General features: G+C 39.9%; 21 protein-coding genes. 9 read left to right on the forward strand and 12 right to left on the reverse strand.

Going from position 1 to position 26,556, the window contains the following annotated elements; all coding sequences use genetic code 11:
• Positions 1-83: 83 nt before the first annotated feature.
• Positions 84-1,871, forward strand: coding sequence for a translation elongation factor 4 (lepA, locus tag CI959_RS15515; protein WP_005856098.1), 1,788 nt, complete (start codon positions 84-86; stop codon positions 1,869-1,871).
• A 96-nt stretch (positions 1,872-1,967) separates the two neighbouring features.
• Here lepA and CI959_RS15520 read toward each other — a convergent pair whose 3' ends face one another.
• Positions 1,968-2,807 carry a S1 RNA-binding domain-containing protein gene (locus CI959_RS15520; RefSeq protein WP_005856099.1) on the reverse strand — a complete coding sequence of 280 codons (840 nt, stop codon included), beginning with the start codon at positions 2,805-2,807 and terminating at the stop codon, positions 1,968-1,970.
• Positions 2,808-3,003: 196 nt separating this feature from the next.
• On the opposite strand from CI959_RS15520, the gene CI959_RS15525 reads away from it, so the two are divergent.
• From CI959_RS15525 to CI959_RS15535, 3 genes are read left to right on the forward strand one after another with little or no spacing between them, the layout of a single operon-like run.
• Entirely contained in the window at positions 3,004-3,807 is an 804-nt protein-coding gene (locus CI959_RS15525; protein WP_008780411.1) for a polysaccharide biosynthesis/export family protein, read from the forward strand.
• 7 nt (positions 3,808-3,814) lie between these two features.
• The gene (locus CI959_RS15530) at positions 3,815-5,428 is read left to right on the forward strand and encodes a GNVR domain-containing protein (RefSeq protein WP_008780412.1); all 1,614 of its coding nucleotides are present in this window, start codon (positions 3,815-3,817) and stop codon (positions 5,426-5,428) included.
• Between the two features lie 6 nt (positions 5,429-5,434).
• A complete protein-coding gene (locus CI959_RS15535) occupies positions 5,435-6,298 on the forward strand; it encodes a phosphorylcholine transferase LicD (protein ID WP_008780413.1) in 864 nt (287 codons plus the stop codon).
• Between the two features lie 44 nt (positions 6,299-6,342).
• On the opposite strand, the gene CI959_RS15540 is transcribed toward CI959_RS15535, so the two are convergent.
• Both CI959_RS15540 and CI959_RS15545 read right to left on the reverse strand, forming a co-directional pair.
• Complete coding sequence (locus CI959_RS15540; protein WP_011966468.1) at positions 6,343-7,422, reverse strand: glycosyltransferase family 4 protein; 1,080 nt, start codon at positions 7,420-7,422, stop codon at positions 6,343-6,345.
• On the reverse strand, positions 7,419-8,642 hold the full coding sequence (locus tag CI959_RS15545; protein ID WP_011966467.1) for a glycosyltransferase family 4 protein: 1,224 nt from the start codon (positions 8,640-8,642) through the stop codon (positions 7,419-7,421). Before CI959_RS15545 ends, CI959_RS15540 begins: the two co-directional genes overlap by 4 nt.
• A 146-nt stretch (positions 8,643-8,788) precedes the next feature.
• Between CI959_RS15545 and CI959_RS22105 the strand changes: the two genes are divergently transcribed.
• Together CI959_RS22105 and CI959_RS21550 are read left to right on the forward strand one after the other, a co-directional pair.
• Complete coding sequence (locus tag CI959_RS22105; protein WP_227204473.1) at positions 8,789-8,866, forward strand: DUF2770 family protein; 78 nt, start codon at positions 8,789-8,791, stop codon at positions 8,864-8,866.
• 1,872 nt (positions 8,867-10,738) lie between these two features.
• Positions 10,739-12,361, forward strand: a complete 1,623-nt coding sequence (locus tag CI959_RS21550; protein ID WP_176471228.1) for a hypothetical protein — start codon at positions 10,739-10,741, stop codon at positions 12,359-12,361.
• A gap of 214 nt (positions 12,362-12,575) precedes the next feature.
• Here CI959_RS21550 and CI959_RS15565 read toward each other — a convergent pair whose 3' ends face one another.
• The 3 genes from CI959_RS15565 to CI959_RS15575 all read right to left on the reverse strand — a co-directional run bounded on the left by CI959_RS15565 (position 12,576) and on the right by CI959_RS15575 (position 16,756).
• On the reverse strand, positions 12,576-13,820 hold the full coding sequence (locus tag CI959_RS15565) for an oligosaccharide flippase family protein (protein WP_057316505.1): 1,245 nt from the start codon (positions 13,818-13,820) through the stop codon (positions 12,576-12,578).
• 26 nt (positions 13,821-13,846) lie between these two features.
• The gene (locus CI959_RS15570) at positions 13,847-15,664 is read right to left on the reverse strand and encodes an aminotransferase class I/II-fold pyridoxal phosphate-dependent enzyme (RefSeq protein ID WP_057316502.1); all 1,818 of its coding nucleotides are present in this window, start codon (positions 15,662-15,664) and stop codon (positions 13,847-13,849) included.
• A gap of 144 nt (positions 15,665-15,808) precedes the next feature.
• Positions 15,809-16,756 (reverse strand): ornithine cyclodeaminase, encoded by a 948-nt coding sequence (locus CI959_RS15575; protein WP_008771831.1) that lies wholly within the window; start codon positions 16,754-16,756, stop codon positions 15,809-15,811.
• 123 nt (positions 16,757-16,879) lie between these two features.
• Between CI959_RS15575 and CI959_RS15580 the strand changes: the two genes are divergently transcribed.
• Positions 16,880-18,196: a UDP-glucose/GDP-mannose dehydrogenase family protein gene (locus CI959_RS15580; protein WP_008780420.1), complete on the forward strand. Its 1,317-nt coding sequence runs from the start codon at positions 16,880-16,882 to the stop codon at positions 18,194-18,196.
• Between the two features lie 3 nt (positions 18,197-18,199).
• Here CI959_RS15580 and CI959_RS15585 read toward each other — a convergent pair whose 3' ends face one another.
• The 3 genes from CI959_RS15585 to feoB are packed head-to-tail and all read right to left on the reverse strand — an operon-like array spanning position 18,200 to position 22,184.
• Positions 18,200-19,444 carry a metallophosphoesterase gene (locus tag CI959_RS15585; protein ID WP_008780421.1) on the reverse strand — a complete coding sequence of 415 codons (1,245 nt, stop codon included), beginning with the start codon at positions 19,442-19,444 and terminating at the stop codon, positions 18,200-18,202.
• 44 nt (positions 19,445-19,488) lie between these two features.
• The gene (locus tag CI959_RS15590) at positions 19,489-19,644 is read right to left on the reverse strand and encodes a FeoB-associated Cys-rich membrane protein (protein ID WP_085931154.1); all 156 of its coding nucleotides are present in this window, start codon (positions 19,642-19,644) and stop codon (positions 19,489-19,491) included.
• Positions 19,645-19,694: 50 nt separating this feature from the next.
• Entirely contained in the window at positions 19,695-22,184 is a 2,490-nt protein-coding gene (feoB, locus tag CI959_RS15595) for a ferrous iron transport protein B (RefSeq protein ID WP_008780422.1), read from the reverse strand.
• A 137-nt stretch (positions 22,185-22,321) separates the two neighbouring features.
• On the opposite strand from feoB, the gene CI959_RS15600 reads away from it, so the two are divergent.
• Positions 22,322-22,807, forward strand: coding sequence for a hypothetical protein (locus CI959_RS15600; RefSeq protein WP_005856155.1), 486 nt, complete (start codon positions 22,322-22,324; stop codon positions 22,805-22,807).
• Positions 22,808-22,823: 16 nt separating this feature from the next.
• On the forward strand, positions 22,824-23,234 hold the full coding sequence (locus CI959_RS15605) for a 2-amino-4-hydroxy-6-hydroxymethyldihydropteridine diphosphokinase (protein ID WP_005856158.1): 411 nt from the start codon (positions 22,824-22,826) through the stop codon (positions 23,232-23,234).
• Here CI959_RS15605 and CI959_RS15610 read toward each other — a convergent pair.
• The 3 genes from CI959_RS15610 to CI959_RS15620 are packed head-to-tail and all read right to left on the reverse strand — an operon-like array spanning position 23,178 to position 26,548.
• The gene (locus CI959_RS15610) at positions 23,178-24,191 is read right to left on the reverse strand and encodes a class I SAM-dependent methyltransferase (protein WP_005856160.1); all 1,014 of its coding nucleotides are present in this window, start codon (positions 24,189-24,191) and stop codon (positions 23,178-23,180) included. The two genes, CI959_RS15605 and CI959_RS15610, sit on opposite strands and share 57 nt — an antisense overlap.
• The gene (locus tag CI959_RS15615) at positions 24,175-25,308 is read right to left on the reverse strand and encodes a mannosyltransferase (protein ID WP_057316493.1); all 1,134 of its coding nucleotides are present in this window, start codon (positions 25,306-25,308) and stop codon (positions 24,175-24,177) included. The genes CI959_RS15610 and CI959_RS15615 overlap by 17 nt, the downstream gene beginning before the upstream one ends.
• 4 nt (positions 25,309-25,312) lie before the next feature.
• Entirely contained in the window at positions 25,313-26,548 is a 1,236-nt protein-coding gene (locus CI959_RS15620) for a glycosyltransferase (protein ID WP_095231481.1), read from the reverse strand.
• Positions 26,549-26,556 lie beyond the last annotated feature (8 nt).

The following is a 26,556-nucleotide window of genomic DNA, read 5'->3' on the forward strand; positions in this document are numbered from 1 at the left end:
CTATTAACAACAAATGGTATGCCAAAAGTATAGTATTTAGGCTAAATTTCCTATCTTCGCGTACCTAAAAATAAATTTGGCAGATGAAGAATATCCGCAATTTCTGTATTATTGCTCATATTGACCATGGGAAAAGTACCTTGGCAGACCGTTTGCTTGAGTATACCAAGACAGTAGAAGGTAAAGACATGCAAGCTCAAGTCCTTGACGACATGGATTTAGAGCGTGAGCGTGGTATTACGATCAAGAGCCATGCGATCCAGATGAAGTATAATTATAAGGGTGAAGAATATATACTGAACCTGATCGATACTCCGGGGCACGTGGACTTCTCGTATGAGGTTTCCCGCTCTATCGCCGCCTGCGAGGGTGCGTTGCTGATCGTGGACGCGGCCCAAGGTATTCAGGCGCAAACCATCTCTAACCTGTATATGGCGATAGAGAATGACTTAGAGATTATTCCGGTGATGAACAAGATTGACTTGCCTAGCGCCATGCCGGAGGAGGTAGAGGACCAGATCGTGGAACTGTTGGGCTGCCCTCGTGAGGATATCTTACGGGCGAGCGGAAAGACAGGCGAGGGAGTGACCGAGATCTTGAATACGATCGTGGAGAAGGTCCCGGCCCCGAAAGGTGATCCGGAGGCCCCGTTGCAGTGTTTGATTTTTGACTCCGTCTTTAATCCGTTCCGTGGTATTATCGCTTACTTCAAGGTGGTAAACGGCGTGATCCGTAAAGGTGACCATGTGAAGTTTATCGCTACAGGAAAAGAGTATGACGCCGACGAGGTAGGTATATTGAAATTAGATATGTGCCCCCGTGAGGAGATCCGGACGGGAGACGTAGGATATATCATTTCCGGTATCAAGACGTCCCGGGAGGTGCGTGTCGGTGATACGATCACTCATGTGTCTCGCCCGGCTAAAGACGCGATCGCCGGTTTTGAGGAGGTGAAGCCGATGGTCTTCGCCGGTGTCTATCCAATCGATAGCGAGGATTTCGAGAACCTTCGTGCGTCATTGGAGAAATTACAGTTGAACGACGCTTCCTTGACTTTCCAGCCGGAGAGTTCCGCCGCGCTGGGTTTTGGGTTCCGTTGCGGTTTCTTGGGCTTGTTGCATATGGAGATTGTTCAGGAGCGTTTGGATCGTGAGTTCAATATGGATGTGATAACCACTGTACCGAACGTTTCTTATATCGTGCATACAAAGAAAGGGGAGGAGATCGAGGTACATAATCCGGGAGGCTTGCCGGACCCGACCTTGATTGATCATATCGACGAGCCGTTTATCCGTGCTTCCGTGATCACGAACACTACCTATATCGGCCCGATCATGACACTCTGTCTGGGTAAGCGTGGCGTCCTGCTTAAGCAAGAATATATTTCAGGTGATCGTGTCGAGATTCATTATGACTTGCCGTTGGGCGAGATCGTAATCGACTTTTATGATAAGTTGAAGAGTATTTCAAAAGGGTACGCTTCTTTCGATTACCATTTACATGATTTCCGTCCCAGTAAGTTGGCTAAATTAGATATCCTGTTGAACGGTGAGCCGGTAGACGCTTTGTCTACATTGACGCACGTGGATAATAGCGTTACTTTCGGACGTCGTATGTGCGAGAAACTGAAAGAGTTGATCCCCCGCCAGCAATTCGATATCGCTATCCAAGCGGCGATAGGCGCTAAGATTATCGCTCGTGAGACAATTAAGGCTGTCCGTAAAGACGTGACGGCGAAATGTTATGGAGGCGATATCTCCCGTAAGCGTAAATTGCTGGAAAAACAGAAAGAGGGAAAGAAACGAATGAAGCAGATCGGTACGGTAGAAGTTCCGCAAAAAGCGTTCTTGGCCGTATTGAAGCTGGATTAGAAAGTCAATGGAATCCGTTCGCTAACTCAATGGATTTATAAAGAAAAGTCAATGGATTCTGTAACGGATTCCATTGACTTTTTTTATATAAATGGGTCACTTCTCGTTCACGAGCCGTATCCCGCCATCTTCCAGCGTGATAAGATGTTGCTTATAGAGTGCCCCGATCGCTTGTTTGAAAGCTTTCTTGCTACAGCGGAATAAGGAATAGATCACGTCCGGATCGCTCTTGTCGTGTACCGGGATGTATCCCCCTTGTGTTTTCATCGCTTCCAGAATGACGCCGGCGATCCCCTCTACCTTTTGGTAGCCTTGCGGCGTTAGGCTCACATCTATCTTATCATCCTCACGTACCTCTTTTATATAGCCTTTCAGATGCTCGCCTTTCTCAAGACGCTGGAATACCTCATTATAATAGATCAATCCCCAATGCTGGTTATTGATGATCACCTTATAGCCAAGATCCGTCTCGTCGGCTACCAATAACTGAACCTCTTGATTCTGCTCGTAATCGATAGGGGTATTGTTCAAGAACTTCTCGATACGTGCGGATGCCATGATACGTCCTGTCACATGATCCAGCCGGACATAGACCAAGTACCATTTCCCCTCTCTCATCGGCATTTTCTGCTCCTTGAAAGGAACGAGCAAATCTTTCATGATACCCCATTCCAGAAATGCGCCGGCATTATTCACGTCTTTTACCTCCATGAACTGGAACTCCCCGACCGTTGCCAGAGGACGTGCGGTAGTAGCGATCAACCTCCCTTCATTATCATGATAAATAAACACCTCGACCTCATCCCCGGGCTTCACGTTTTTAGGTACGTAACGAGTCGGCAACAAGATCTCCACCCCGTTACCTCCATCCAGATAAACCCCGAAGTCAAGGTCTTTCACTATTTTCAGCGTGTTATATTTTCCTATCTCAACCATATATTTTTGTTTTGTCACAAACTTACGCAATAATCATGAAAAAGCGGTAAAAACAACTATAATTTTGATTTAGCATGCAGCAATATCTAGACAATTGCATCGTTATAGAAGTATCTTTATACTTGTGGTCCTTTTGAGACCTCATGTTCAAACTAAAAAACGTATATTTGCACCTTATTTGAAGAAAACAAAGATTATGAAAGTGAAATTAGTATCAGTAGTGGCATTGTTTGTCTTATTGTTAGGGGCTTGTTCTGTTCCTAAAGATGTGGTTTATTTCCAAGGAGTGGATGCCTTGACCCCCGAACAGGTGAGTAAGATGAATCAAGCTTATACCTCGAAGATTTGCCCTGATGACTTACTTACGATAACCGTTACGGCATGGGATCCGACAGTCGTTACTCCCTTTAATCCCCCTGTATATGCCTATGCAACTCAAGGTGAGACTACGACGGTTTCTTCTGGTCAATTAAGAACGTATTTGGTTGATCAGGAAGGTGACATAAATTTCCCTGTTTTGGGAAAGATCCATGTGGCGGGATTGACCAAGCAACAGTTAAGTGATAAAATGCAAGAAATGATCTCCCCTTATGTGAAAGATGCTTTGGTTAATGTACAGATTGTTAATTATAAGGTCACGATGATGGGTGAGGTCTCTCGGCCGGGTGCGATTTCCGTGAAAAATGATCGTCTTTCAATTTTAGATGCTATCGGTCAGGTCGGTGATTTGACAATTAACGCAAACCGTAAGAACATCTTGGTTATACGAGATAATAATGGAGAAAAGGAGTTTGCTCGTTTGGATATTACCGAGCCGGATATATTTACTTCCCCCTATTATTATCTTCAACAAAATGATGTTGTTTATGTGGAACCGAATAATGCGAAGAAGAGAAACGCCCGTTATAGTCAAGCCCAACAATATAGTATAACCGTGTTCTCCTCAATTTTGAGCGCTGTATCTGTGATAACGACTGTTATATTGGCTATTACTAAATAATAATTAGATGATGGAAGTGAAAGACAACGAAACAATCGGACTTAAAAGTATTATCGTAAGATATCTATTGCATTGGAAATTATTTTTAGGGGTATTCCTGTTTTCTATAATCCCTGCGGTTTTATATCTGATTTATTACCCTCGTACATATGAGATGATGGCCCGTATCCAGATTCAGGAAGATAAAGACCTCGGAGGAGGTAGCTTTGGATTGGGAGAGGCCGCTGGGTTGATGAAATCTTTTGGGTTGGGATCTGTTTCTGGAGGTGTCGTTAATATTGATGATGAACTAATGACATTGACTTCTAATAAAATGCTTCGGAATATGGTTCTGAAATTAGGCGTGAATGTCGATTATTGTGAACCATTTTCTTTGGGCTATCGTTTATATGATGAATCTCCTTTAAAGTTGATTGCCGATTCTGCTACAAACGCACGCTTGGCAGAAGCTGTGGAGTTCTCGGTTTTCGTAAAAAATGGTAAGGCGGAGGTTTCAGCGGAGTCTGTTAATATGAAAAAGAAACATTTTAGTTTTCCATCATTGCCTGCTACCATTGAGTTACCGATGGGAAACTTCACCTTGGACTTTGCGCCGGGAAAAAAAGATATCACCTCAGCGAAACTTGATATTACATATAATCCTGCGGGGTGGGTCGCAGAGGATTTGGAGAAAGAATTTTTAATAGAAGGAAGCTCCAAGACTTCAAACGTAATAGAGTTGAGTTGCACTGATTATGAAAAGAATCGGGGTACGGATATGCTAGATACATTAATTGCGATCTATAACAAAGAAGCTGAGGCGTATAAAAAAGGAGAGGCTCGTAAATCTTTGGTTTTCTTAGATGGGAGGATTGAGAATATTATAGCGGAACTTGCCGCTGTCGAAAACCAAATTGAAGAATATAAGAGCAAGAACCAATTGATGGATATAGAGCATGACGTTCAATTCTATGTGGAACAAATGAAAGAACTACAAACAAAGTTGATAGAATTGGAGGCTCAATCCAATGTCATCAATATGATGGATGAATTCGTGAAAGATCCTGCGAATAAATATAATTTGGTACCTGTTTTATTGACCGCTCAGGAAGGGGAGAAAGGAAGTGCGTTAACTAGTTATAATGAAGTTTTGCTAGAACGTGCACGCGTAATTCAAAATTCGAGTATCAATAACCCGCTGGTCGGAACTTTGACTGAGCAAGCGGATAAGTTACGTGGAAGCGTAATAGAAACCATCGGTAATGCTCAAAAAGGAATGCAGCGGTCAATAAAGGATGTAAAAGCGAAGGAGCAGGAAATTTATAGTAAAATGAATAATTATCCGGTTGCGGAAAGACAGTTTGTAGAGTTGAAACGTAGACAGGAAATTATTCAAGGCGTTTATTTGATATTACTTCAGAAGCGAGAGGAGACCGCTCTTATTTTAGGTCAGACAAGAGATAAGGCTCGGGTGATTGATCCTGCCTATGTAAAGAGCAAGCCTGTCGGTCCTCGTAAGTTGTTTGCGCTTATTGGAATGTTGGTCTTAACATTGGTGATACCTATATCTTACTTATTTGTAAGAAGACAATCGTCTCTTCTTATCCAAGAATATAAAAAGCAAAGTAAAGATTCTAAGTAATATTTTATGAGTGTTGTTGATTTCTCGAAATTATATCCTGACAATCGTCAAGAAGGAGAAACGGTATTGCGTCAAGCGCAATTAGTGATGTTGAGAATGCTTAAGATTATTGATTATATATGTCGAAAGCATGATATTTCTTATTGGATGTGCTCGGGTACCTTATTAGGAGCGGTTCGCCATAAAGGTTTCATTCCTTGGGATGATGATTTGGATATCTGCATGATTCGTGAGGATTATGAGCGTTTTGTAAAGATTGCCGTGAATGAGTTCCCTGAAGATATGATGTTGCAGACCAGAGAGACCGACCCTCATTACCATTATTTACCTTTACCCTGTAAGGTAAGAGACAAGAAAAGCTTCATATTATCTCCGGGATATGAGGATGAAGAATGCGAGAAAGGATTGTTTATAGATATATTTCCTATGGATCGTTATCATAAGCAGAAATTGCCTTTTATGTTTGAAAAAATGGTGAAGGTCTATAATACGTTTATATGCAAGAGTTTAGATGCGATATATTTCAAGGATGAGTCTATAGATAAAAAGATATTGGCTTTTTTTCATCCCGTATTCCATAAACTGGTTCTTCAATATATGAAATTTGCGAAGAAGCTTATTGATAAGAATAGGGGATTAGGTACAGACTGCCGCCTTGGTCATGGTTTCGATACCTTGTGGAAAAGATATCTTCGATTTGACGATATCTTTCCTGTAGTAGAGATAGACTTTGAGGATTCAAAGTTTTTTGCGCCTCATAGACCAGATGTATATTTAACGACATTATATGGTCCTAATTATATGACTCCACCTCCTGAGAAGCAGCGTTTGGCTGCGCAACATGCTCATGAAATAAAGCCAATTATATAAAAATATCCCTCAAAATAGCTAAACAGTATTTTGAGGGATATTTTTTATATCTTGTCAAAGATTGTAGTTACTTTGTCGCTGACATTCTGCCACGTATACTCGTCGAGTGGATAGTCAACTCTGGTAAATTCTTGAGCCAGTTTTTGTTTTATGTGCTTAGATAGATCCAAAGCATCCCCTGTTTTGAAATAGTCCCCTGGATTTAGCTCAAGTAATTTATTAGCGGGTATATCACTTGCCAATATAGGTAGATGATAACTCATCGCTTCTAAAAGTACTAATGGGAAGCCTTCATTATAAGAAGGTAATACAAAAAGTCTGGCATGGGAGTATAATTGCCTTAGAAATTCTCCATCCACATATCCGGGCATGATTACATTCTGTTTTTGGGCTCTTTCGCTGATTTCGGACGAATAGGAGGAGTTATGGTCTACTCCTCCGGCTAAAACGAGCTTGAAGTCATGAGGTAAAGATTGTACGTAGCTATCAATCAGATAATCAAATCCTTTCTCCTGTGTAATACGTCCAACAGCTAAAATATATTTTTGAGGTTGTAACCCAAGTTTCTCTATATAATCAGTCCTTGTCGCTAGTTGCTTGCGATATACTCCATTCGGTATATAAGTGGATTTACGCTGAATTTTATCATTGAAAAGACACATTTGCTTTTTATTGACAAAGATTACGGCTGTAGAACCATTAACAGCTATCCATTCGCTGAATTTTAATATTTTTCGGGATATGTAATTCCATTTCTTATGTTCATAGTTTGCGCTATGATACGTAAGGACAACTTTCAACCCAGCGAGTTTAAGGAGTGGTATAAACATTCCGGGACCAATGTTATGGATATGTACGATATCTGGTCTCTTAATAATACAATATATAGTGCACAAGAATGAATGGAAAAAAGGCTCAAACCCTTTTATTCGTGTAGAAGGTAGATCTATGAATCGTATGCCTTTATATACCTTTTCCGCATTTTTCTTTAAGAATGGAATCCTTCTGAATATAGAAATGTTATATTTAGAAGTCAGTTCCGGATAAAGTTGCTCACAATGCTTCTCTACGCCTCCTTGTACATTCGGAAAGCCTCTTGTCCCAAATACATAGACATTTTTCATCGCTTATTCTGATCGATAATGAGTTGATAGTTTTTGATGAGTTTTTGATAATGGCTTTCTTCTGAGAAGTTATCCATTGCGAATTTCTTCGCCTCATCCGACATTCTCGCATATTCTTCCTCTGATATAGAACAAGCCTTTGTAATCGTTTCTTTTAGGTCATCGGGTGATTTTGGCTTGAATGTATATCCGGTTTTGTTTTCAATAATCAACTCTGGTATTCCTCCCAAATCACTACCAATAACAGGAGTTCCTATCATATAGGATTCAATGATTGTCATCGGGTTATTCTCATAGCATTCGGATGAGACTACAACAAAAGAGGCATTGTGAATAAGTTCCCGCAGTTCTTCTCCTTGTTTGAATCCCAGAAACTCTGCGTTTGGAGGGCATTGAGACTTTAGTTGCTCCAATAAAGGTCCGGTTCCAGCTAATTTTAATTTTATATCAGGAACTTGCTTGATCGCATTCAATAAGGTGAGGATACCTTTTTCCTCGGATATTCTTCCAAAGAAAAAGATATAATCTCCTTTTGTTGAACTGTAATCTTTTACCTTCGGGGTAAAATTATACAAATAAGTACATCTATCCTTGAATCGGTTCTCTACTTGAATATGCTTATTCATAGAGAATTTGCTGACAAATATGAATCGATTGATGTAATCGATCGGAGAATAGAATTTTGATCGGAAATAACTATCCATGCTCAACATGAAACTGTTGATGAGGCTACCTTTTGAGCATTTGTGTGTTATGCAATTGTAGTAATTCCCGGTCTTACAACGCTCACAAAAATTCCTTTTTCCATCCGTGAATGTGTATGCAGGACAGACTAAACGATAGTCGTGGACACTCATGATAATAGGAATATTGTATTTCTTGAGGACTGGTAAGATCGATACAGACATACTATTAAACATCAGATGTATATGTGCTACATCCGGTTTCTCCTTTTGGATCAACTTCTCTAATTTACGTGCGGCTTCTTTATTATAGATAAAAGCCGGTAAATTTTTTATTTTCTTGGGTAAAGAAGATTCCGATAGTTCTGGATAGTCTACAAAATACGACTCATAAGGAGAAGGTTCGTTCTTCTTATTCTTAAGACTGAATGGGATAACTGTGTGCCCATGTCTCTCGAGGAGCTGAATCGTGTTGAAAAAGACAGTTTCCGCACCTCCTTTTTTGAAAAAGTATTTATTTATCTGAAGTATTTTCATCTTGTAACTCTTTTGCATTTGGATGAACTTCATCTGTCACCCCGTTCTTCAAATCTGATAATATTAAACCTAATAGCATAAGGACAAAAAAGCCTCTATGCGTTGTAAATGTTGAGTCGGTAGTGCCCTCAATGATAAAGAAACCAATGATCATCAATACCATCGATAAGCATTTCATATTATATGTCCTTTTATGGAATTTAATTGCCTTCATAAGGATATAGATCCAAAAAGTGATGTATAAGATAATCCCTACAATGCCAAATTGAGCTAAAGAAGGGTAGTAGGTATCCGCTATAAAGTTGTAATGGTCCTTACTCATACCCCATACTCCATCTATTCCATATTTTGAATAGATACTCGAATAATACACTCCTGAGGAGAAAGTCCCAAAGCTGGCGAACCCGCTACCGAAAGGAAAGTAATCTATTAATATCTGTGGGGCGGTCGCATATAATACATACCGGGCGATCATGTCTTTGTCTACCTCGCTGGTTAATGTCTGATAGAAATAGAAATAGATCTTCTCTCTAGCGACAAATAATACTGCGACAATAGTTAGTAATATGATCGTAATATTCTTTGCGTCTAACTTGAACTGCTTTATATTTGAGAAGTAGAACGTGATAAATGTGGCTAGAGCGAAAAATCCATAGAATTTAGATCTACCAGATATTAGTCCAATAGACAATAAAGCAACAAATGTAATCTTATCCAGATTAGTGAACTTACTGCAATACAAATAACAAAGGGAAACGCATACAACGGCTGCCGCATAATAAGCCGGATGTCCCATGAGATGGAATAAAATCCTAGGCTCTACAGCTTTTCCTAGTCCCATCAGAAGCAAGAGAAACCAAAATACAAGGCATATTGATTTCATGATATTTTTCTGGGATTCGCTAAATCTTGGCATCATTGAGTATACGCAGAAAAAAGCGAGATAAGGCTTGATCTGGATTAACATATCTGATATTATCGCTGTTTTCGTATTACTTCCAATGTATAGGGAGTAGCAAAAATAGAACAGGAAAATACCAATGGTTGTTAAAAAGCCCTTGTTGAAGTTCCAGTCGGATGTGGAAAACAGATATATACCGAATAAAACGAATAGGAATAAGGCGCAAATTTCATCTGTATAATCAAACCCGATGGCATCGTATAACAATATACCAAAAGTCAAGGTGAAAAGAAGCAGATTGAAAAAATGTTTATTAATCAAAGACTGTATCATACTTTTATAAGAGTACGTTGAGTAACTTGTACATATTTATATTATGAAACAAAGTTATGGGTTATTCTTGGAATAAACTATGTTTCATCATCCTTTTTGCATTTATTTGCTTTTTGTGGTTTGTATGAAAATGTGTAAATTGTTGATTGATAGATTTTTGTTTGTGTCTGGTGAAAATGAAGAACTGAGATATTATTGAATTTTTTTTCTTTTAGGAAAATTATCTATATGCATATTTTTATTTTGTTTGACTTTATTTGTTTCTTGCTCAAATGAAGATTTGTTAAATTCTAATTTGGGAGTGAGAGATGGAGCATGTTTGTCTATAAATATGCAGGATACAACAGATGTTGTACCTGAGAATCTGAGAGCAATATCAAGAACTAATGAATATTGTGTGGCTAGAGGGTGTAGTGCGATACGAATTCTTTCTTCTAATATTAAAATGGCGTTTGATACTTCAACGGCTTAGTTGGTAGGCGTTCTGCCGCATACAATATATATTGTTGATACGAGGCAGGGTGAAATTGACGTTTATGAGTCTGAGGATTTTATTGTTACTTCAAATTATTCTCCAGAATGTGGTTATATGCCGACAGCTGGATTATCAGATATTGGTTATACTATAGGTAGAAGAAATGGTAAAATGATATTTTCTTCAAATACATTACATATTAAATAAGGAATATACGATAATATATGTTTCTATTTTCCATTTATATCTAATAATATTAGATGGAGATAATTATGAAAACATTGAAATGGTTTGCCTATGTATTTGCGATTGTGTTTATTGTGGGATGTTGAAAAGAAGACCCGATTCCTGATCCGACCCCAACTCCTCCTGGTAAAGGAGGGCTGAATGGGAAGATTACATTATGGATCCGGGAGAAGAGTTCAAATCTTACGGATCAATGAAGGGATTGAGTTTTTCACTTCGTTAGAGTCATTGACTTACGCACTGGTTGATTCTGTAGATCTTAGTCAGAATAAAGCATTAAAGATCTTGGTATGTAATTCCCATACCAATTATCTGAAGCTTCCCGAAGATTGTAAGTTAGATAGTTTGACTTGTTCTACGGTGGTTCTTGAATCGATAGATATAAATGCTTGTAAGCAATTAAAGAATTTATGCCTCAAAATAAAGACAACAGGAGTTATTCTTAATGATTTGCCGTCCTTGGAGCAGCTATCATCTATCGCATATTACTCAGATGGGGCTAGTTTCCAAAACTTAGATTTAAAGAATAATAAACGTTTGAAGCGCATTGTTTTTACGGGAGCTATTGGTTTAATGGATATTGATTTGAGTGGTTGCGAAGCATTAGAGGAATTTACTCCTACAGGTAAGAATTATGCATTGAACTTGAAAGGTTGTAAGTCTTTAAAAAGTTTGGCCGCTGATTATGCGTATTCGATTAACTTGGAAGGGTGTGTTGGCTTGGAAACGTTTGAAAGTAGACGCATTGGCAATATAGACCTATCAGATTGTATTCGTTTGAAGGAAATATTTATTGATAGTGGAGATGGTGTTTTGGATTTAAGTAAGAATCATGCTTTAGAAAGTATCACGGTATATAATATGACGATAAAAGAACTAAAAGGAAGTCTTTATCCTAATTTGCGGAATTTGACTTATCGGTCGGATGCCCAACCTTCTTCTGTTGATATCCAGAATTGTTCAGCGTTGGAATCATTGTATATAACTTCTAGCCTCCTGACCTCATTACAGTTTAAAGGTTGTACGAGCCTTGATAATACCCGGTTGGAGGGAAATGCGGGGGAAGTAGATGTTAGTGATTGTCCTAATTTGTTTTTAGATTGCTATGGATTAACTTGCTTGGATTTCAATAAAAGTATCCGAGGCCTAAAACTATATACAACTGAAAGTTTTCCGGGCTTGGATCTTAGTGGATGTGCTTCCCTTGAGCATCTGGAATTTTATAATTATAATCCTAGTGCTTTTTTACGTTTGAATGGATGTCAATCTCTTAAATACTTGAAAATTTATCATTTATATCAAGATGAGTTGTCGTTCGCTGATTGCGGAGCGTTGGAAGAGGTAACAATGGAATGGGTGGGCATTAAAGAATTAGACTTGAGCGAGAAAACTAATTTAATTTATCTTCTATGTTCTAACATGGATATAGAATGTTTGGATACGAGCAATTCCCCGTTATTGGAAACCTTGAGGTGTCCATCAAATTCTCAACTTAAGATGTTGAATATAAAAGGTAATCCTAGCCTGCAAAACTTGGATTGTAGGTCCTGTGCTTTGCAGTCGTTAGATTTATCTGGTAATCCTGCGTTGCAATATATTGATTGCTCATCGAACTATGTTTTACGAACAGTAGACGTGAGACCTTGCCTTTCTTTGTTTAGGTTTACTGGGCTTGATAGTGTAGAAACCGTGTACGTGACCGCAAAGCAATTTTCTTCTACTACTTTTAATGTGCATCCAAATACACGCATTTTAATACAATGAACTATATGTTGTAATAGCCATAAACTTTTAAATCTTTATGGCTATTACGACCTTTTATCGGGAATTTGCGTTTTGTGGGAAAGTTGGGCAAAAAAGTAAGTTAACTTCATCGGCAAAGTAACTTAACATACTTTGCCAACGAACCTAAGATACTTGGTTGATGAAGCTAAGATATGTCTTTTCTTAAATCACTTGTCAAATTTGCCTCAGCTTCTTACGCTCGGAATAGCCCGAACCTACGTATCCCCCAAATACGGAAAAGGAAAAGAAGTGTCTCAGACACGACTACCATCATTGCTACCGTGATAGGGGCGATCATTCCGCAAACATATAGGATCGCTAATCCAGTGATGTGTACCATGGAGGTGGTCATAACTGTATAGTTCGTATATAGAGGGTGCCCCATGGCCGCCAGAAATGGATATCCTAGTAACATAGAGGGGATGGTTACGAAACAAGCGATTACAAGTATCCGGAATACTTCTAAGATATCCGGATCGGCTGTCCCATAGACAAATCTTAATACATAACTTGAGAATAAAAGTACGGTCGTTACGCAAAAGAAATTGGAGAATGTTATTCTATAGAATACTTTTTTAAAGAACAAGACATCTCTACTTTTCGCTATATGCGGAAATAAAACCCCAGTGAATGGTGTCAATAACTGATTGTACGCTTGATATAGCTTCTCTGCTGCCGAATAGTAACCCACCGCTGTGTTTCCGCAAATCAAACCCAATAGAAACGAGTTGCTTGTGGTGAACAAAGAGGTCGAGGCCCGGGAGAGAAAATAAGTGGAACTATCTTTTAAGGAGTTACTAACTTCTTCGATCGATGTGAAGTACCATTTCATCCCCATTCTGAAGTAAACAATAAAGATACTAACGATCCCGGCAAGAATAAAGCCAAAACTATAGCATATCGGTACGTATATATAATTTTCCGGTTTTCGAATGAAGATGAAAAAGGGAAGGAAACTCAATGATTTCGCTACGATATTGAATACCGTAATGTATTTCATATTCTCCATGCCTTGAAAAAACCACATAGGGAACATAACATTGCCTATGATCATACCAAAATATAGGAGATAAAAAGAAGACTCTGATTTAAACTTATTAAAACAAGTGATCAGGATGAGTAGTATGGCGAAACTGACCCCGCATAAAAAGAAACGTCCAAGCATTGTGCTATTTAGGTAAGAGTTGATTTTACCTAAATCCGTTTTATGCTCAGAGATATATTTCGTGGCTGATAGGTTAAAGCCAAAATCCGTGAACATAATGAAATATTGCATCAAGGCATAGCCGAACGTCACGAGCCCCCAGCGTTCTACACCGAGTACTCTGAAAAGAAAAGGGAATGATAATAAAGGTAATAAATAATTAACTCCTTGGAGCAATGCCAAGGAGATAAAATTTATAACCATAGGATTCTTGAGCTTCTTTTTTATTTCCATGATAATAAAGACCGGATTGAATTTCCTTATTTATTCAATGAAGTCAACGCTTCTGTTAGCTTATCATTGTCTTCCTTATTCCGGATAGCGATTCGGATATATTGTTTCCCTTCGAACCCTGCTTTAGTTCCACAGTTTTTTATCAAGATACTATTTCCCGACAATAAAGAGCTACAAAGTTCCTCCGATGTGTAAGTATCGGTTACTTCACATAAGAAATAATTTGCGGCTGAGGGAATAACCCTAAGATATGAGACGGCCTGTAGATTTTGGAAGAAACGCTCTCTTTCGTTTAAGAATTTATGGCAGGCTTTGTCGTAGTCATCACTGTATTTTATGAAAATCTGCATATAGAATTCTGCGAAGGAGTTGATATTCCAAATTGATATATCTTTTTTTAACGCTCGTATGAGATCTTTGTTTCCCGACGCTAAAAAACCTAATCGTAATCCGGGAACGCCGTATGACTTTGATATGCTCTTAATGACAATCAAATGTGGATATTTGTTTAAAAGCTCTTTATCTAACAGGGAAAGTTTATTTTCAGGATTTGCGAAATCAAGGAAAGATTCATCTATGATTAAACGAATCCCTTTTCGTTCGGACCATTCGACTAGCGCAAATATCTCATTTTTAGATAATAAATTTCCTGATGGGTTATCAGGGTTAATTATCAAAAGTTGCTCAATCGGTTTGTTATCAAAGAAAGATATAATGTCTAAAGCAGTATAAGAGAAGTCTCGGTTGCTGGGAGTATAATACACCAGCTGCTTAGGGGCCAAACGGTTCGGGTATTCCTCGAATGTTGGTAATATAACTCCTGTGGTATACTTAGAGGTCATACGCATATAACCACTGATTAACTCGGCCGCTCCGTTTCCTACGATGATTTGTTCGGAGGATATTCCCGCATAACGGGCGGCTAGTTGAGCGTTTTCTTGCATACCGGAAGGATATTCGGTAAGGAGAGTATCGAAATTGGCTTTCATTTCTTCCTTCAATCGGGTATTTGGGAAATAAGGGTTGACGAGATAGCAGAAATCCAATAACATAGGGAAACGCCAGTATCCACCGTAACGTTTGCCGTATAAAGATAATGCTTGCTTGCCTTCCGAAAATAAGGCTTCCGCATTATTTAAGTCCTGTTGGTCATCTATCTCATACCATTTTTCGGTTGTAATCGTCAAGGCCTTTAAATCCGGTCTGTCTAATAAGGATATTACCTTTAGAACTTGTTCGTAGTATTCATTATTACCGAGGGCTTTACAATAAGCTTCCAAGAACGGAATATACTTATTAGTGGAAAATTCCTTACTGAATTTATATATATTTACGGTCTTGTAATAAGACTCCTTTTGGCAAAATTGAAACGCTTTCTTTGAGATGAAGTTCAATATATTGTTATCCTCATCCAGCCGTACGACGGTACCATCCATCCAACTTTGGTATTTGGCAACTACTGCCAAATTTGGATAGGGATGGTTTATCAATTTGCTGAGAATGGAGTTCTCAAAAATTAGATCGGATTCAAGTAGAATTGTCTCGTCCTCCACCAGATAGTTTTTAGCGAGATATAGCGAGTATATATTATTTGTTTTATCATATACATTGTTCTCTACATAAAGAACAGGAGTGTTGTTTATCTTATCTCCGATAAGCTCACGTACCTTTTCTCCTTTATAACCTATCACGATAATTATACGTTTCAGAGATAGAGCTTCCAGTTGTTTAAGCATACGTTCGATTAAGGTTTGATTATGTACCTTAATCATGCATTTTGTGTTGTTTTTTGTCAACTCTTTAAGGCGTTTGCCCATGCCTGCCGCTAATATGATCGCTTGCATATCTTATTCTTTTTTAATTGTATAAACAAATACCCCTGTCGATTTTACTGTCAAAATATCAATTTGACTGTACATAACCGAGAAGGGGTTGTCTTTATAAGATGATTCTATTATCTAAAACGCTGCATATAATGTAAACCGATATCATATCCAGAATTTTGATACCTCTCTTTCTATCTTAATCTCTGGAGATTGCGCAGATAAACTATCATAAATTTTACTTGCGAATAGAATATCATGTAGACCAAGACCTATATTGTAACTTAATATCCGTTCATGGTCATTTTCTCTGCCAGCCGTTCTACCTGATAAAACGTCTTCTAGCTCGGCATATTGTTTGAATTGGGAAAAATAACGGAATCCCTTCACATGATCGGTATCATCGCCATATACCTTGTCGAAAAAGAGATCGCAATTTTGAAATCCTCTCGTATGTATCGGCACGACTAGGCATCCTTCTTTAAATAGGTCATTTTTCGGACAGATCAAGTTGCTTGCGTCTGTTATACAACTGATAATAACATCTGAGTTGGATATGAGATTCTCTATATTGTCTATGATCGAGAATGTAACATTGGGATAAGCCCCGAATCTCTCTATAAAGGAATCCGCTTGATCCTTATATTTTAATAGCTGAACTGTATGATGCGTATTTTTTTGGCTATCAAGTAAACATAACATAGTTGCTCTAGCTGTATTTCCTAAGCCGATGAAACTGTAAGTAGTGGCATCGGTCGCTTTTAATGTTTGGATAGCGAGAGTGGCGACAGCTCCTGTACGCATAGCGGTTATCCAATCTCCACCCAATAGGGCTAATAGTTCTCCCGTATTGGAATCATAGAGTAGGATATCGCTTCCTAAAGCAGGTATGCCACCTACAATACGATGAACCACCTTGATTCCAAACCTAGAGAATTCTTGGGGTAAGAGGCAGGGCATGGAAGTGAAAAAGTCATTACCTTGGGGGTGTACACTTATTTTTGCGGGTAATTGAGCCTTGTTTTTTATAGAGAAACTTTCTTTCGCCCAATCTACACAGGTCGCAGGCGTAATTCCTAAATCCTTAATCTGATTTTCAGAGATAATTTTCATATTGACTTCCTTTTTTAGTTCATGCTTATGCCAAAAAAGCTTCCAAAGTTATGTATAATTCTTGAAATAGTCTTACTTTTGTATCTCTTTTAAATGCACTATAAACATAAGTAATAGATATATATGAAAATAGCGATTGTAGGTACAGGCTATGTCGGGTTGGTAACGGGTACTTGTTTTGCGGAAATGGGGACTGAGGTCTTTTGTGTGGACGTGGATAAGGTAAAGATTGAGAATCTAAAGAAAGGCATAGTTCCTATCTATGAACCGGGGCTAGACGAGATGGTGGCACGCAATTCCCAAGCTGGTCGTCTTCATTTTATGACTGATTTAAAAGAATGTTTGAATGAGGTCGAGGTACTGTTTTGTGCGGTTGGTACACCTCCCGATGAGGATGGTAGCGCAGACTTGAAGTATGTGCTTGAGGTTGCCCGTACGGTAGGACGCTATATGAATAAATATATCTTGGTTGTTACGAAAAGTACGGTTCCGGTAGGCACTGCCCAGAAAATCAAGAAAGCGATCAAGGAGGAACAAGCCTTGCGAGATGTGAGTATTGAATTTGATATCGCTTCTAATCCTGAATTCTTGAAAGAAGGTGCGGCTATCAAGGATTTTATGAGTCCAGACCGGGTTGTTGTTGGGGTTGAGTCTGATCGTGCTCAGAAGTTGATGGCGAAATTGTATCGTCCTTTTTTGTTAAATAATTTCCGTGTAATCTTCATGGATGTGCCATCTGCGGAGATGACAAAATATGCGGCGAACGCTATGTTGGCTACTCGCATCAGTTTTATGAATGATATTGCCAATTTGTGTGAGATAGTTGGGGCGGATGTTAATATGGTACGTAAAGGAATCGGTACGGATGCCCGTATAGGTAGTCGTTTCTTATATGCGGGTTGTGGATACGGTGGGTCTTGTTTTCCTAAAGACGTTAAGGCGCTTGTGAAGACCGCAGCCAACAGTGGTTACCAAATGCGTATCCTAGAAGCGGTGGAAGCCGTAAACGAGGAGCAGAAATCGATATTGTTCCGTAAATTAATGAAACATTTTAGAGGAGATATACAAGGTAAGCGAATTGCTTTATGGGGATTGGCATTTAAGCCGGAAACGGATGATATGCGAGAGGCTCCTTCGCTAGTCTTAATCAAAAAGTTGAAAGAAGCCGGATGTGTAATTTCCGCCTATGATCCGGTTGCAATGCCCGAGGCTCAAAGACGTTTACCTGTGGGGGTGATTTCATATGGTAAAGATATTTATGAGACCGTGATAGATGCAGACGCTCTGTTGCTTGTTACGGAATGGAAAGAATTTCGTATGCCCTCCTGGTCTGTTATCAAGAAATTGATGTCCACGCCTTTAATTTTAGACGGACGTAATATTTATGACAAGACAGAGTTAGAGGAAACCGGCTTTATCTATCATTGTATAGGTCGGTAAATTTTAATTATACGAGATTGTATGAATCTCCGGATAGTTACAATCATTAGAAGGTTTATAGGCACCGAAATAGGTGATGTAAATCTTCTTTTCTTTTGTATCTACAGCATAGATACAAAAACTGTTACTTGATAGGCTATCCTCTTCACGTATGACCCTGTTGTATACCACGCCTTTTTCACTTGGAGCTTGATTGGTACAAAGGATCATTTTTTGTGGAACGAGTTCCGTGCTTTCGTTTTCTAATCCAGTCACGTCAAAATAGGCGTTGCAGTGGATATGTCCACCTAGATAGCAGACAAATTCTCCTTTGCGGTCACTGAAATCTGCTTTGACATTGATGGGGTCTAGGTTGAATTGATTTGGATATACTTTTTCTAATAAGGAACGAGTACGAAAGGCTTCAATGATTTCGGGAATCATATTCCACGAATGGACATAATCCCCATCACATAAATAGGTATCGTTATTTACACTACGGCGTTGAAATGGGTAATGAGTTAAGATAATGACGCTATGATGGTCTGTCATGCCATTTTTTAATGCGGTGTTTATAAGCCAGTCTATTTGTTTCTGGGAGAAATATGCGTAAGATAAAGTATTATATTGGGATGCTGGTTGGTCTAACATATCGAGGGCGATGAAACGGATCGTACCTCCTTGAGGGTTTGCTACATCCGAATAGTAATAATTCTCGGCACTATTTCGATTCTTCGAATAATTACTGTTGGCGAATAATATTTCGTTGATCTCGTTTTTATAAAAGAAGGTACTGCCTATCTCTTCTTCGGAATTACTATCATGATTTCCTGTACAAATAAAGGTGGGGACATGATTTTCATCATAAAGGTAATGAATAAATGAGTGCATATATTCTTTCGCCTTCTTTTTCTTATCAATAGAGATAAAATCACCCGTAGCGGTTATCGCATTGATCCGCAGTTCTTGTTGATTGGCGAATTGGATGGATTGTCGTAGATTTATAGGTAACTCGTAATTATTGCTCGGAGACCAAGAGGATAAATGAGAATCCGAAATATGGACGATCTTAAAACGTTCATAACTTCCACTATCTGTTTTATTGTACATGATTTTCGCTAGTCTCTGAGCTGCGAGCTTATTGTTTTCCCAATAAAAAGGTTCATTCTCTCCGCTACGCAAGTTAAGGTTTTTCCAATCATCTTTACAGCCTACTGATAAGATCAGCAGGATAAAAAGGGCATATATTTGTAAGGCCGTGTTATTCATAACCTATGGTGTATTAGAATAACGCAAATATAAAAAATATTTTGTTATTCCTTCATTCTAAACTCTTTTTTCAACGAACACCCACTACACCCACAGCAAGGATCACTGGATTTCGGTTTCGTAAGCATTCGATAAACCTTATATGCGATATATCCGATAACCGAGATACCAATAACGCAAACTGCTATATCTTGCCACATACCTATAAATTTACCTCCTATATATAACTAAATAAAACATAGGAAAGTTCTTAGCTGAATAAACCCACAAAGAAATTCCCCGTTTGATAAACAATGAAAGAAACGATCCATGCTAGGACACAAGTATAAATGATAACGAATATACCCCATTTCCATGAGCCAGACTCGTTGACAATAGCCGATATAGTCGCTATGCACGGAAAATAAATCAAGACGAAAAGCATTAAGCTAATCGCTATGAGCGGTGTGAATACCAAATTACCTTCCGCGTTACGGTCTTGCTTCAAACGCTCCGACAGGGCTTGGCTGTCATCATCGGCATTCCCCGTGTATAATACGCTTAACGTGCTGACAACAACTTCTTTCGCCGCCATACCGGTAAGTAGGCTTACACTCATTTTCCAATCGAATCCTAAAGGAGCCAAGATCGGTTGAATCGTCTGGCCGATACGCCCGATATACGAATTTTGTTGGTGGTCGATTGCCTTCAAGCGTTCTAACTCCTCTATCGTATCTGTTTTTTCTTGAGAATCCAACTCCGTATTTTCGATCTCCGCTATCTGGCGATCAAACTGATCTCCGCTCTCCGAATGTCTGGGGAAATACCCAAGGAACCAGATGATGATAGAAGCGACCAAGATGATACCTCCCATCTTGTGCAAGTATTGTTTCGCTTTCTCCCACATATGGATCATGATGGATTTGCCGGTAGGCATCCGGTAGGGGGGGAGTTCCATTACGAAAGGAACATCCTCCTCGTTAAACAGGAAGCGTTTGAAAAGACGGGCCATGATAACTGCCAGCAAGATTCCGGATACATATAAAGCTAATAACACAAAGCTGGCGTTCTTCGGGAAAAACGCCCCGGTCAGCAATACATAAACCGGCAGGCGGGCGCTACAGCTCATCAACGGATTTACCAACATCGTTATCATCCGGCTATTACGGCTCTCTATCGTACGGGAGGCCATGATAGCAGGAACATTACAACCGAATCCCATCACTAAAGGGATGAACGACTTTCCATGCAGTCCCATCTTATGCATGATCTTATCCATGATAAAAGCCGCACGTGCCATATATCCGGAGTCTTCCATGAACGATATGAACATATACAGAATCAAGATATTCGGCAGGAACACGATAACACCTCCCACGCCACCGATGATACCATCCACGAGAAGATCCTTCAAAGGTCCTTCCGACATATGGTTGCGCACGAAATTACCGATCACCTCGACCAATGCCTCTATCCATTCCATCGGATAGCCTCCCAAACGGAAAGTGGCCTCGAACATGATCCACATGAATAGGATAAAGATAGGGAAGCCTAAGACTTTATGCGTGACGAATAGATCGATGATCTGCGTACTCGTTGCCTCTTTGATCATATTTTGTTCGTAAGTCTCACGCAACGCTCCGGAAATAAAGCCATAGCGTGCGTTCGTGAATGCGGTCTCACAATCCTCTTGCAATAACTTTTCTATTAGGGCTGTATTACGGTCTCTTTCTTGGAAGATCGTTTCGGCACCGGGCAGCGTTTTTATAAATGTCTCTATCTCCCGGTCTCCCTCTAATAGCTTGATAGATAGATAGCGCTTTGACAAGCTTTTGGGTATATCCACGCTATTTTTCAAGGTCTTCCTAACGTTGCTGATCCCTTTCTCTAAAGACTCTCCGTAATTAATATGGATATGACGGATGACAGGATCTTCTTCTTCGTATACCTTGATTACACGGTTAAACAAATCCTCTATGCCAAAGCCTGTTTTACTTACGGTCGGGATAATCGGTGCCCCGATCATTTTCGCTAAGGACTCATGATCGAATTTATTACCATGGCGTTCCAGCTCATCATACATGTTTAAGGCGATTACCATGCGAACGTCCATATCGATCAGTTGGGCGGTCAAATATAGGTTTCGCTCCAGATTGGATGCGTCGATAACATTGATCACCACGTCTGGTTGCTCTTCATTCAAATGCTTACGCACGTATAATTCTTCCGGCGTGTAAGCGGATAGGGAGTAAGTACCCGGTAAATCTACGATGCGGAATGTATAGCCATTCTGTTGGAAGGTTCCTTCCTTGGCATCTACGGTCACGCCGCTATAGTTACCCACATGCTCATGTGCTCCGGATGCGAAATTGAAAAGAGAGGTCTTTCCGCAGTTCGGATTACCAACCAAGGCTACGTTAATTGTTTTTCCTTTATGTAATGCGATGGCTTGCAATTCATTGCCGGAAGGCAGGATAAAAGAGTCTGCACTCCTGTTCGTATCTTGTACCGAGGTAGCTTGTTCCTTCTCGAAATCCGCCGCGCTAACGACTTCGATCAATGCGGCGTCCGAGCGTCGCAATGAGACATCATATCCCATTACACGATAGTGAATAGGGTCTTTGAGCGGAGCGTTTTGTATAACGATCACTTCTTTCCCTCTGATAAATCCCATCTCGATAATGCGTTTGCGGAAAGCTCCGCGACCCATTACCTTTACTATAACACCTTTATCGCCTGTGCGAAGTTCTGATAATCTCATGTCCTATTAAATGTTACGCGAAGGTAGCTTGAAAACTTCGTACCACCAATACCAACTAATAGGTATTTTTTTATTTCCATGGGTTGTTTTTCGAGTATTTTATGTATGTTTGTGCCACAAATTTCAACTTTAGACAAATGAAACTACGAATTACTTTGTTCACCACCTTATTGGTTCTTCTGTCTGCTTGTTTTACAGGCTGTAAAAAAGAATTGAAGGATTTCTCTTTTAGTTATAGTATGGAAAGTGTAGATAACTACAAACTAATGGTTCTGTTTGATAGTGACAAGACATTCCGTATCGAGGAGTATAATTATTATATGGATAATTTCGCCAAGAAACGAGATCCTAAAATTATGGAGGGGACATTGACTGACGAGGAGTTTGCTTCTTTAAAACCGATTCTGCAAAAATGTAATTTCTTTAAGATGAAAGACTCTTATGGCTTTGAGGAGGAGACGAACCGGGATTTAGGGGATATCATGTATCAGGTTTCATTTACCACGGAAGGTAAGGAGAAATTTATCTCTATCCGTAATAGCGATACCGGACAATTTTCCGCTTCTTTCGTGAAGTTGATCGGTTTTATCAATACATTCTTGAATAATCATAAGAATGACTAAACGCTTTTAGCCGGAGATGGAGAATAAACGAAACCGGGTTCTATTGTGCTTAGGCTCTAATTGGGATAAAGAGAAAAATATGGAGCGCGCGGCGGAGATGCTGCGTGCTCATTTTGTTTTTATACAGTTTTCTCAGCCAGTTTATACGGAACCGATCGATTGTCCATTATCAACTACATTTTTGAATCGAGTGGCTGTTTTGTATAGCGAGGAGAGTCCGGCGCGAATAAAGGATGTCTTGAAAGATATAGAATGCTGCATCGGCCGTAAGCCGGAAGATAAATCTTGTGGGCGTGTGCCGATAGATATTGATTTATTGCAGTGGAACGACCAAATCTTGAAAGCAGAGGACTTGACCCGTGAATATGTTCTAGATGGCATCTGCTCGCTCCTTGCCGCAGGAGAGAATGATGAATGGTGCCAATAGAAAACCAAAGGAGCCGCTGTTGCGGATCAATGCGTTGATACCTTTGCATATCAAAGAAAGAACTGGGTTGTTTCGGTCTGCGTTATAAAATCCTTTCTCTACTTTAAGCTTGAACTGGTAGGGTGCCAATAAGTCCTCATAAGTCTGTATGGGAAGGATTCGTTCGGCCCAATTACCTGTAGCCGGATCGCAAGTATTGTATGGGTCTTCCGGGCTTGGTAAACTCTTTTTCTCGATCGCTTTTTGGATATCGGGATAGGTCAAGCCTCTAGTCTGCCGGGCCCATGTCTCTACTTCTTTTGGGGAGAAAGCCGGGCAAAGTTTCGTTATGAATTGCTCTCGTAATGTATAATAGTTGGGGGATTCCAAAGATCCACTTTCGCATCCGATCATCATCTTATGTAACCGTTGTTGGACATACGGGTTGAATGGTGTAGAGGCTGTCGTGAATAGTAGATACATGGAATCGTTTATATGGATTAAATCCTTGAAGAACAAAGATAAATCATAGACATGTTCTATCAGGTCCGTAGCGATTAAAAGTTGGGGGGAGACTTTGTTCCTTGCGCACCAGTCCGCAAGAACATCTGAATCTCCATGGAGTATGGTATCGGGGCCTATTCCTATTATTTGTTTCAATAGCTGGATCGTCTCCACGGAAGATGGGTTAAGATCAATATAAATAACTTGTCCTATTCCTATGGATTTCGCCAGAATACTAAGGAAGCCGGTTCCTCCTCCATAATCGATTAGCGTGACATCGGAGATAGGGGTTTGTATCGCTTGAAGTCCTCTTTGTAGGCAATCTGCGTATATATGCATGAAATAGCTTAACGCCGGCTTTAAGTTGCCGATGTATCGCTTATTATAATCGCTGATAGGTAATTTATTATAGTCGATCGCTTTCAAACGTTCGGTTAATGTATGTAATAAATCACTTCTATTCTCTTTCATCATATATCATCTTGTATAAACGTATCCCCTGATCTTCATTAGAAAAAGCAGGGAACAATAATTGTTTTCGTTTATCTATCGCCTCTTTATCTATAGGTAGGGCCATTAATTGTTCGCAAGCCCGTATCATCTCATCCGGCGTATCGGCGATATGGCATAAAGGATCTAATCCGCTACCCGCTAGCATGAGATGATTGACAATCGTATGCCTTCCGGCGAATAAGCTGTTCAAAAGCTTTAGTTTTAGGCCGGTATCTTGAAATGTGATTAGCATATGAATTTGTGCGTTGTGGATCAATGCGTCCATACGTTCCTTACTGGGATTTGCTTCTACTTTTATATGTGGGTAAGGAGCGGCTGCCTCTCGTATCAAACGGGTCGGGTTCATGCCCGCTATTATGCAGGTATGTTTTAATTGGCTGAAAACATGCTTGGTGAGAAATAACACGGCTCGTTCATTCTCGATAACGGATAACTTGCCATGATATAAAATATAATCGGATTTTCCCGGTTCGGCCGTAATCCGGTTATTCTCGTGGAAACAAGGAACGAACTCGATCCTTTGATTGGGAAATTGTTTTCGTAAATAGTCTGCGTCTGTCGTGGATACGGCGATTATCAGATTTGCGTACCGTGCTACTTTCTGATAGGCTTGGAAGCGCATGGCCTCGATCTTGAAAAAGGCATTGCGAACCAATCCTTTGCCAGACTTTGCCAAGTGGCGATAATAATCGTGCTCGATATTGCACTCCCGGAATATCTTCATCCGGTTTCTTAAACGGGGATCGTTCATATAATAACAGGAGTGGAGGCCCTCAAATAAGATCGGGTAATCATTTTGTAAAAGATTCTCGATCAAGCGATGATCTTTACGGCTATATACATTGTAAGGGAGCCATGTTAAATTAGCGATTACCCCGGTACGGCGTTTATAATAGAAAACCTTGTCGCAAATGCTTTCTAATTCCGGCGCGTGCGGACGTTCATATTCGAAACAATGTAATATGAGTTTCACGCCGCAAGCACGCAAGGCTTCCAGTTTATAATACACATCAATAACCCCTCCGTAATTGGCGGGATAAGGTATATTGAACGATACTATGTTGAGGTATTTATCCATCTGCTTAAATCTCCTCAAATATATGCGCAAATTGGCTAGCTTGTTCTTTCCGGGAATAATTCGATAGCTTATCCCGATTGACGGGCGAGGTCGTATATCCTTTTTCCTGCCATTCCTCATAGTAATGTTTCAAGAAATCGTACACCTCGTCTACCCGGGTTGCGGCCAGTCCGGAATGGGTCTCCTTGATGGCTTCGGCGAGGTAAGCCTCGTCACTTTGTACGCATAAGATGGGTTTTTCTACCGCAAGCGATTCAAAGAACTTAGTTGTCATGAAGCCTTTTGGACCAGACGTGTCAAACTTATTCGTCAAGGAAAGCAGCACCGAGCTTTTGTTCAAGATGAGGGGAATATCGGATGCCGGTACATACTCATGGTAATCCATGAAAGATTGCACCCCATGTCGTTCGGCCTCTTGGCGGATGATGGAGCGGGACTCTTGATCGGTATACCATACAACTCGAAAAGTTTCGGGGATAATGATCTTGTCCTCCGTAAGACGGGCGATGGCCGCAAATAATAACTCCGGATTTCGGATCGCTAAACTTAACAACCGTCCGGTATAGGTAATGATAAACCGGGAGGTCTTGATTTGTTGCGGATAGAACAACTCAGGATCGAATCCATTATAAATCAGTCTTACGTTGGGATTATATTGTTTGAGTACCTCCACATGCCAAGGCGATACGGTCGTGACACAATCCGCTACCTCCAAAGCGTTATTTCGCTTTCTAAGTAACCGTTTGCGAAATCGCTTTGTGATGAATGCGTCTAACCATGAAAATGTATGGAATTTATGCGATATATATTCGTTGGAGGCATATTGCTCGATAATATCTCGTAAATCCACGACGAAAGGGAGGTTGGTATGGATCGCTAACGTCTTGGCCGCGGTTAAAGGAAAGGTGCGGTATGTGCTACACAATATCCCCTTGTACTGGTTGGTCTTTATTAAGGGGATGCATGCGTTGATTATTCTCATGTCTTTATAACCAAACAAGATGTCTAGAAACATGACCCACATCCATTCGATATGCTTTGAGATCTTTCCTGATGCTTTGTAGTAGCGGACGCAATACACGTCCGCATACCCCGTAAGGAATTCGAATGTATTGTCTTCTATGTATTCTGTCACTACGGTAACTTCCCATCCCATGCGTGTCAAATATTTGCATAGATATCCCATTCTGGGGGCGAAAGCGGGTGGGAACATATCACATATGATAAGGAGTTTATTCATGGATTCAA

The sequence above is a fragment of the Parabacteroides sp. AT13 genome, assembly GCF_002272965.1.
GTDB lineage: Bacteria > Bacteroidota > Bacteroidia > Bacteroidales > Tannerellaceae > Parabacteroides > Parabacteroides distasonis.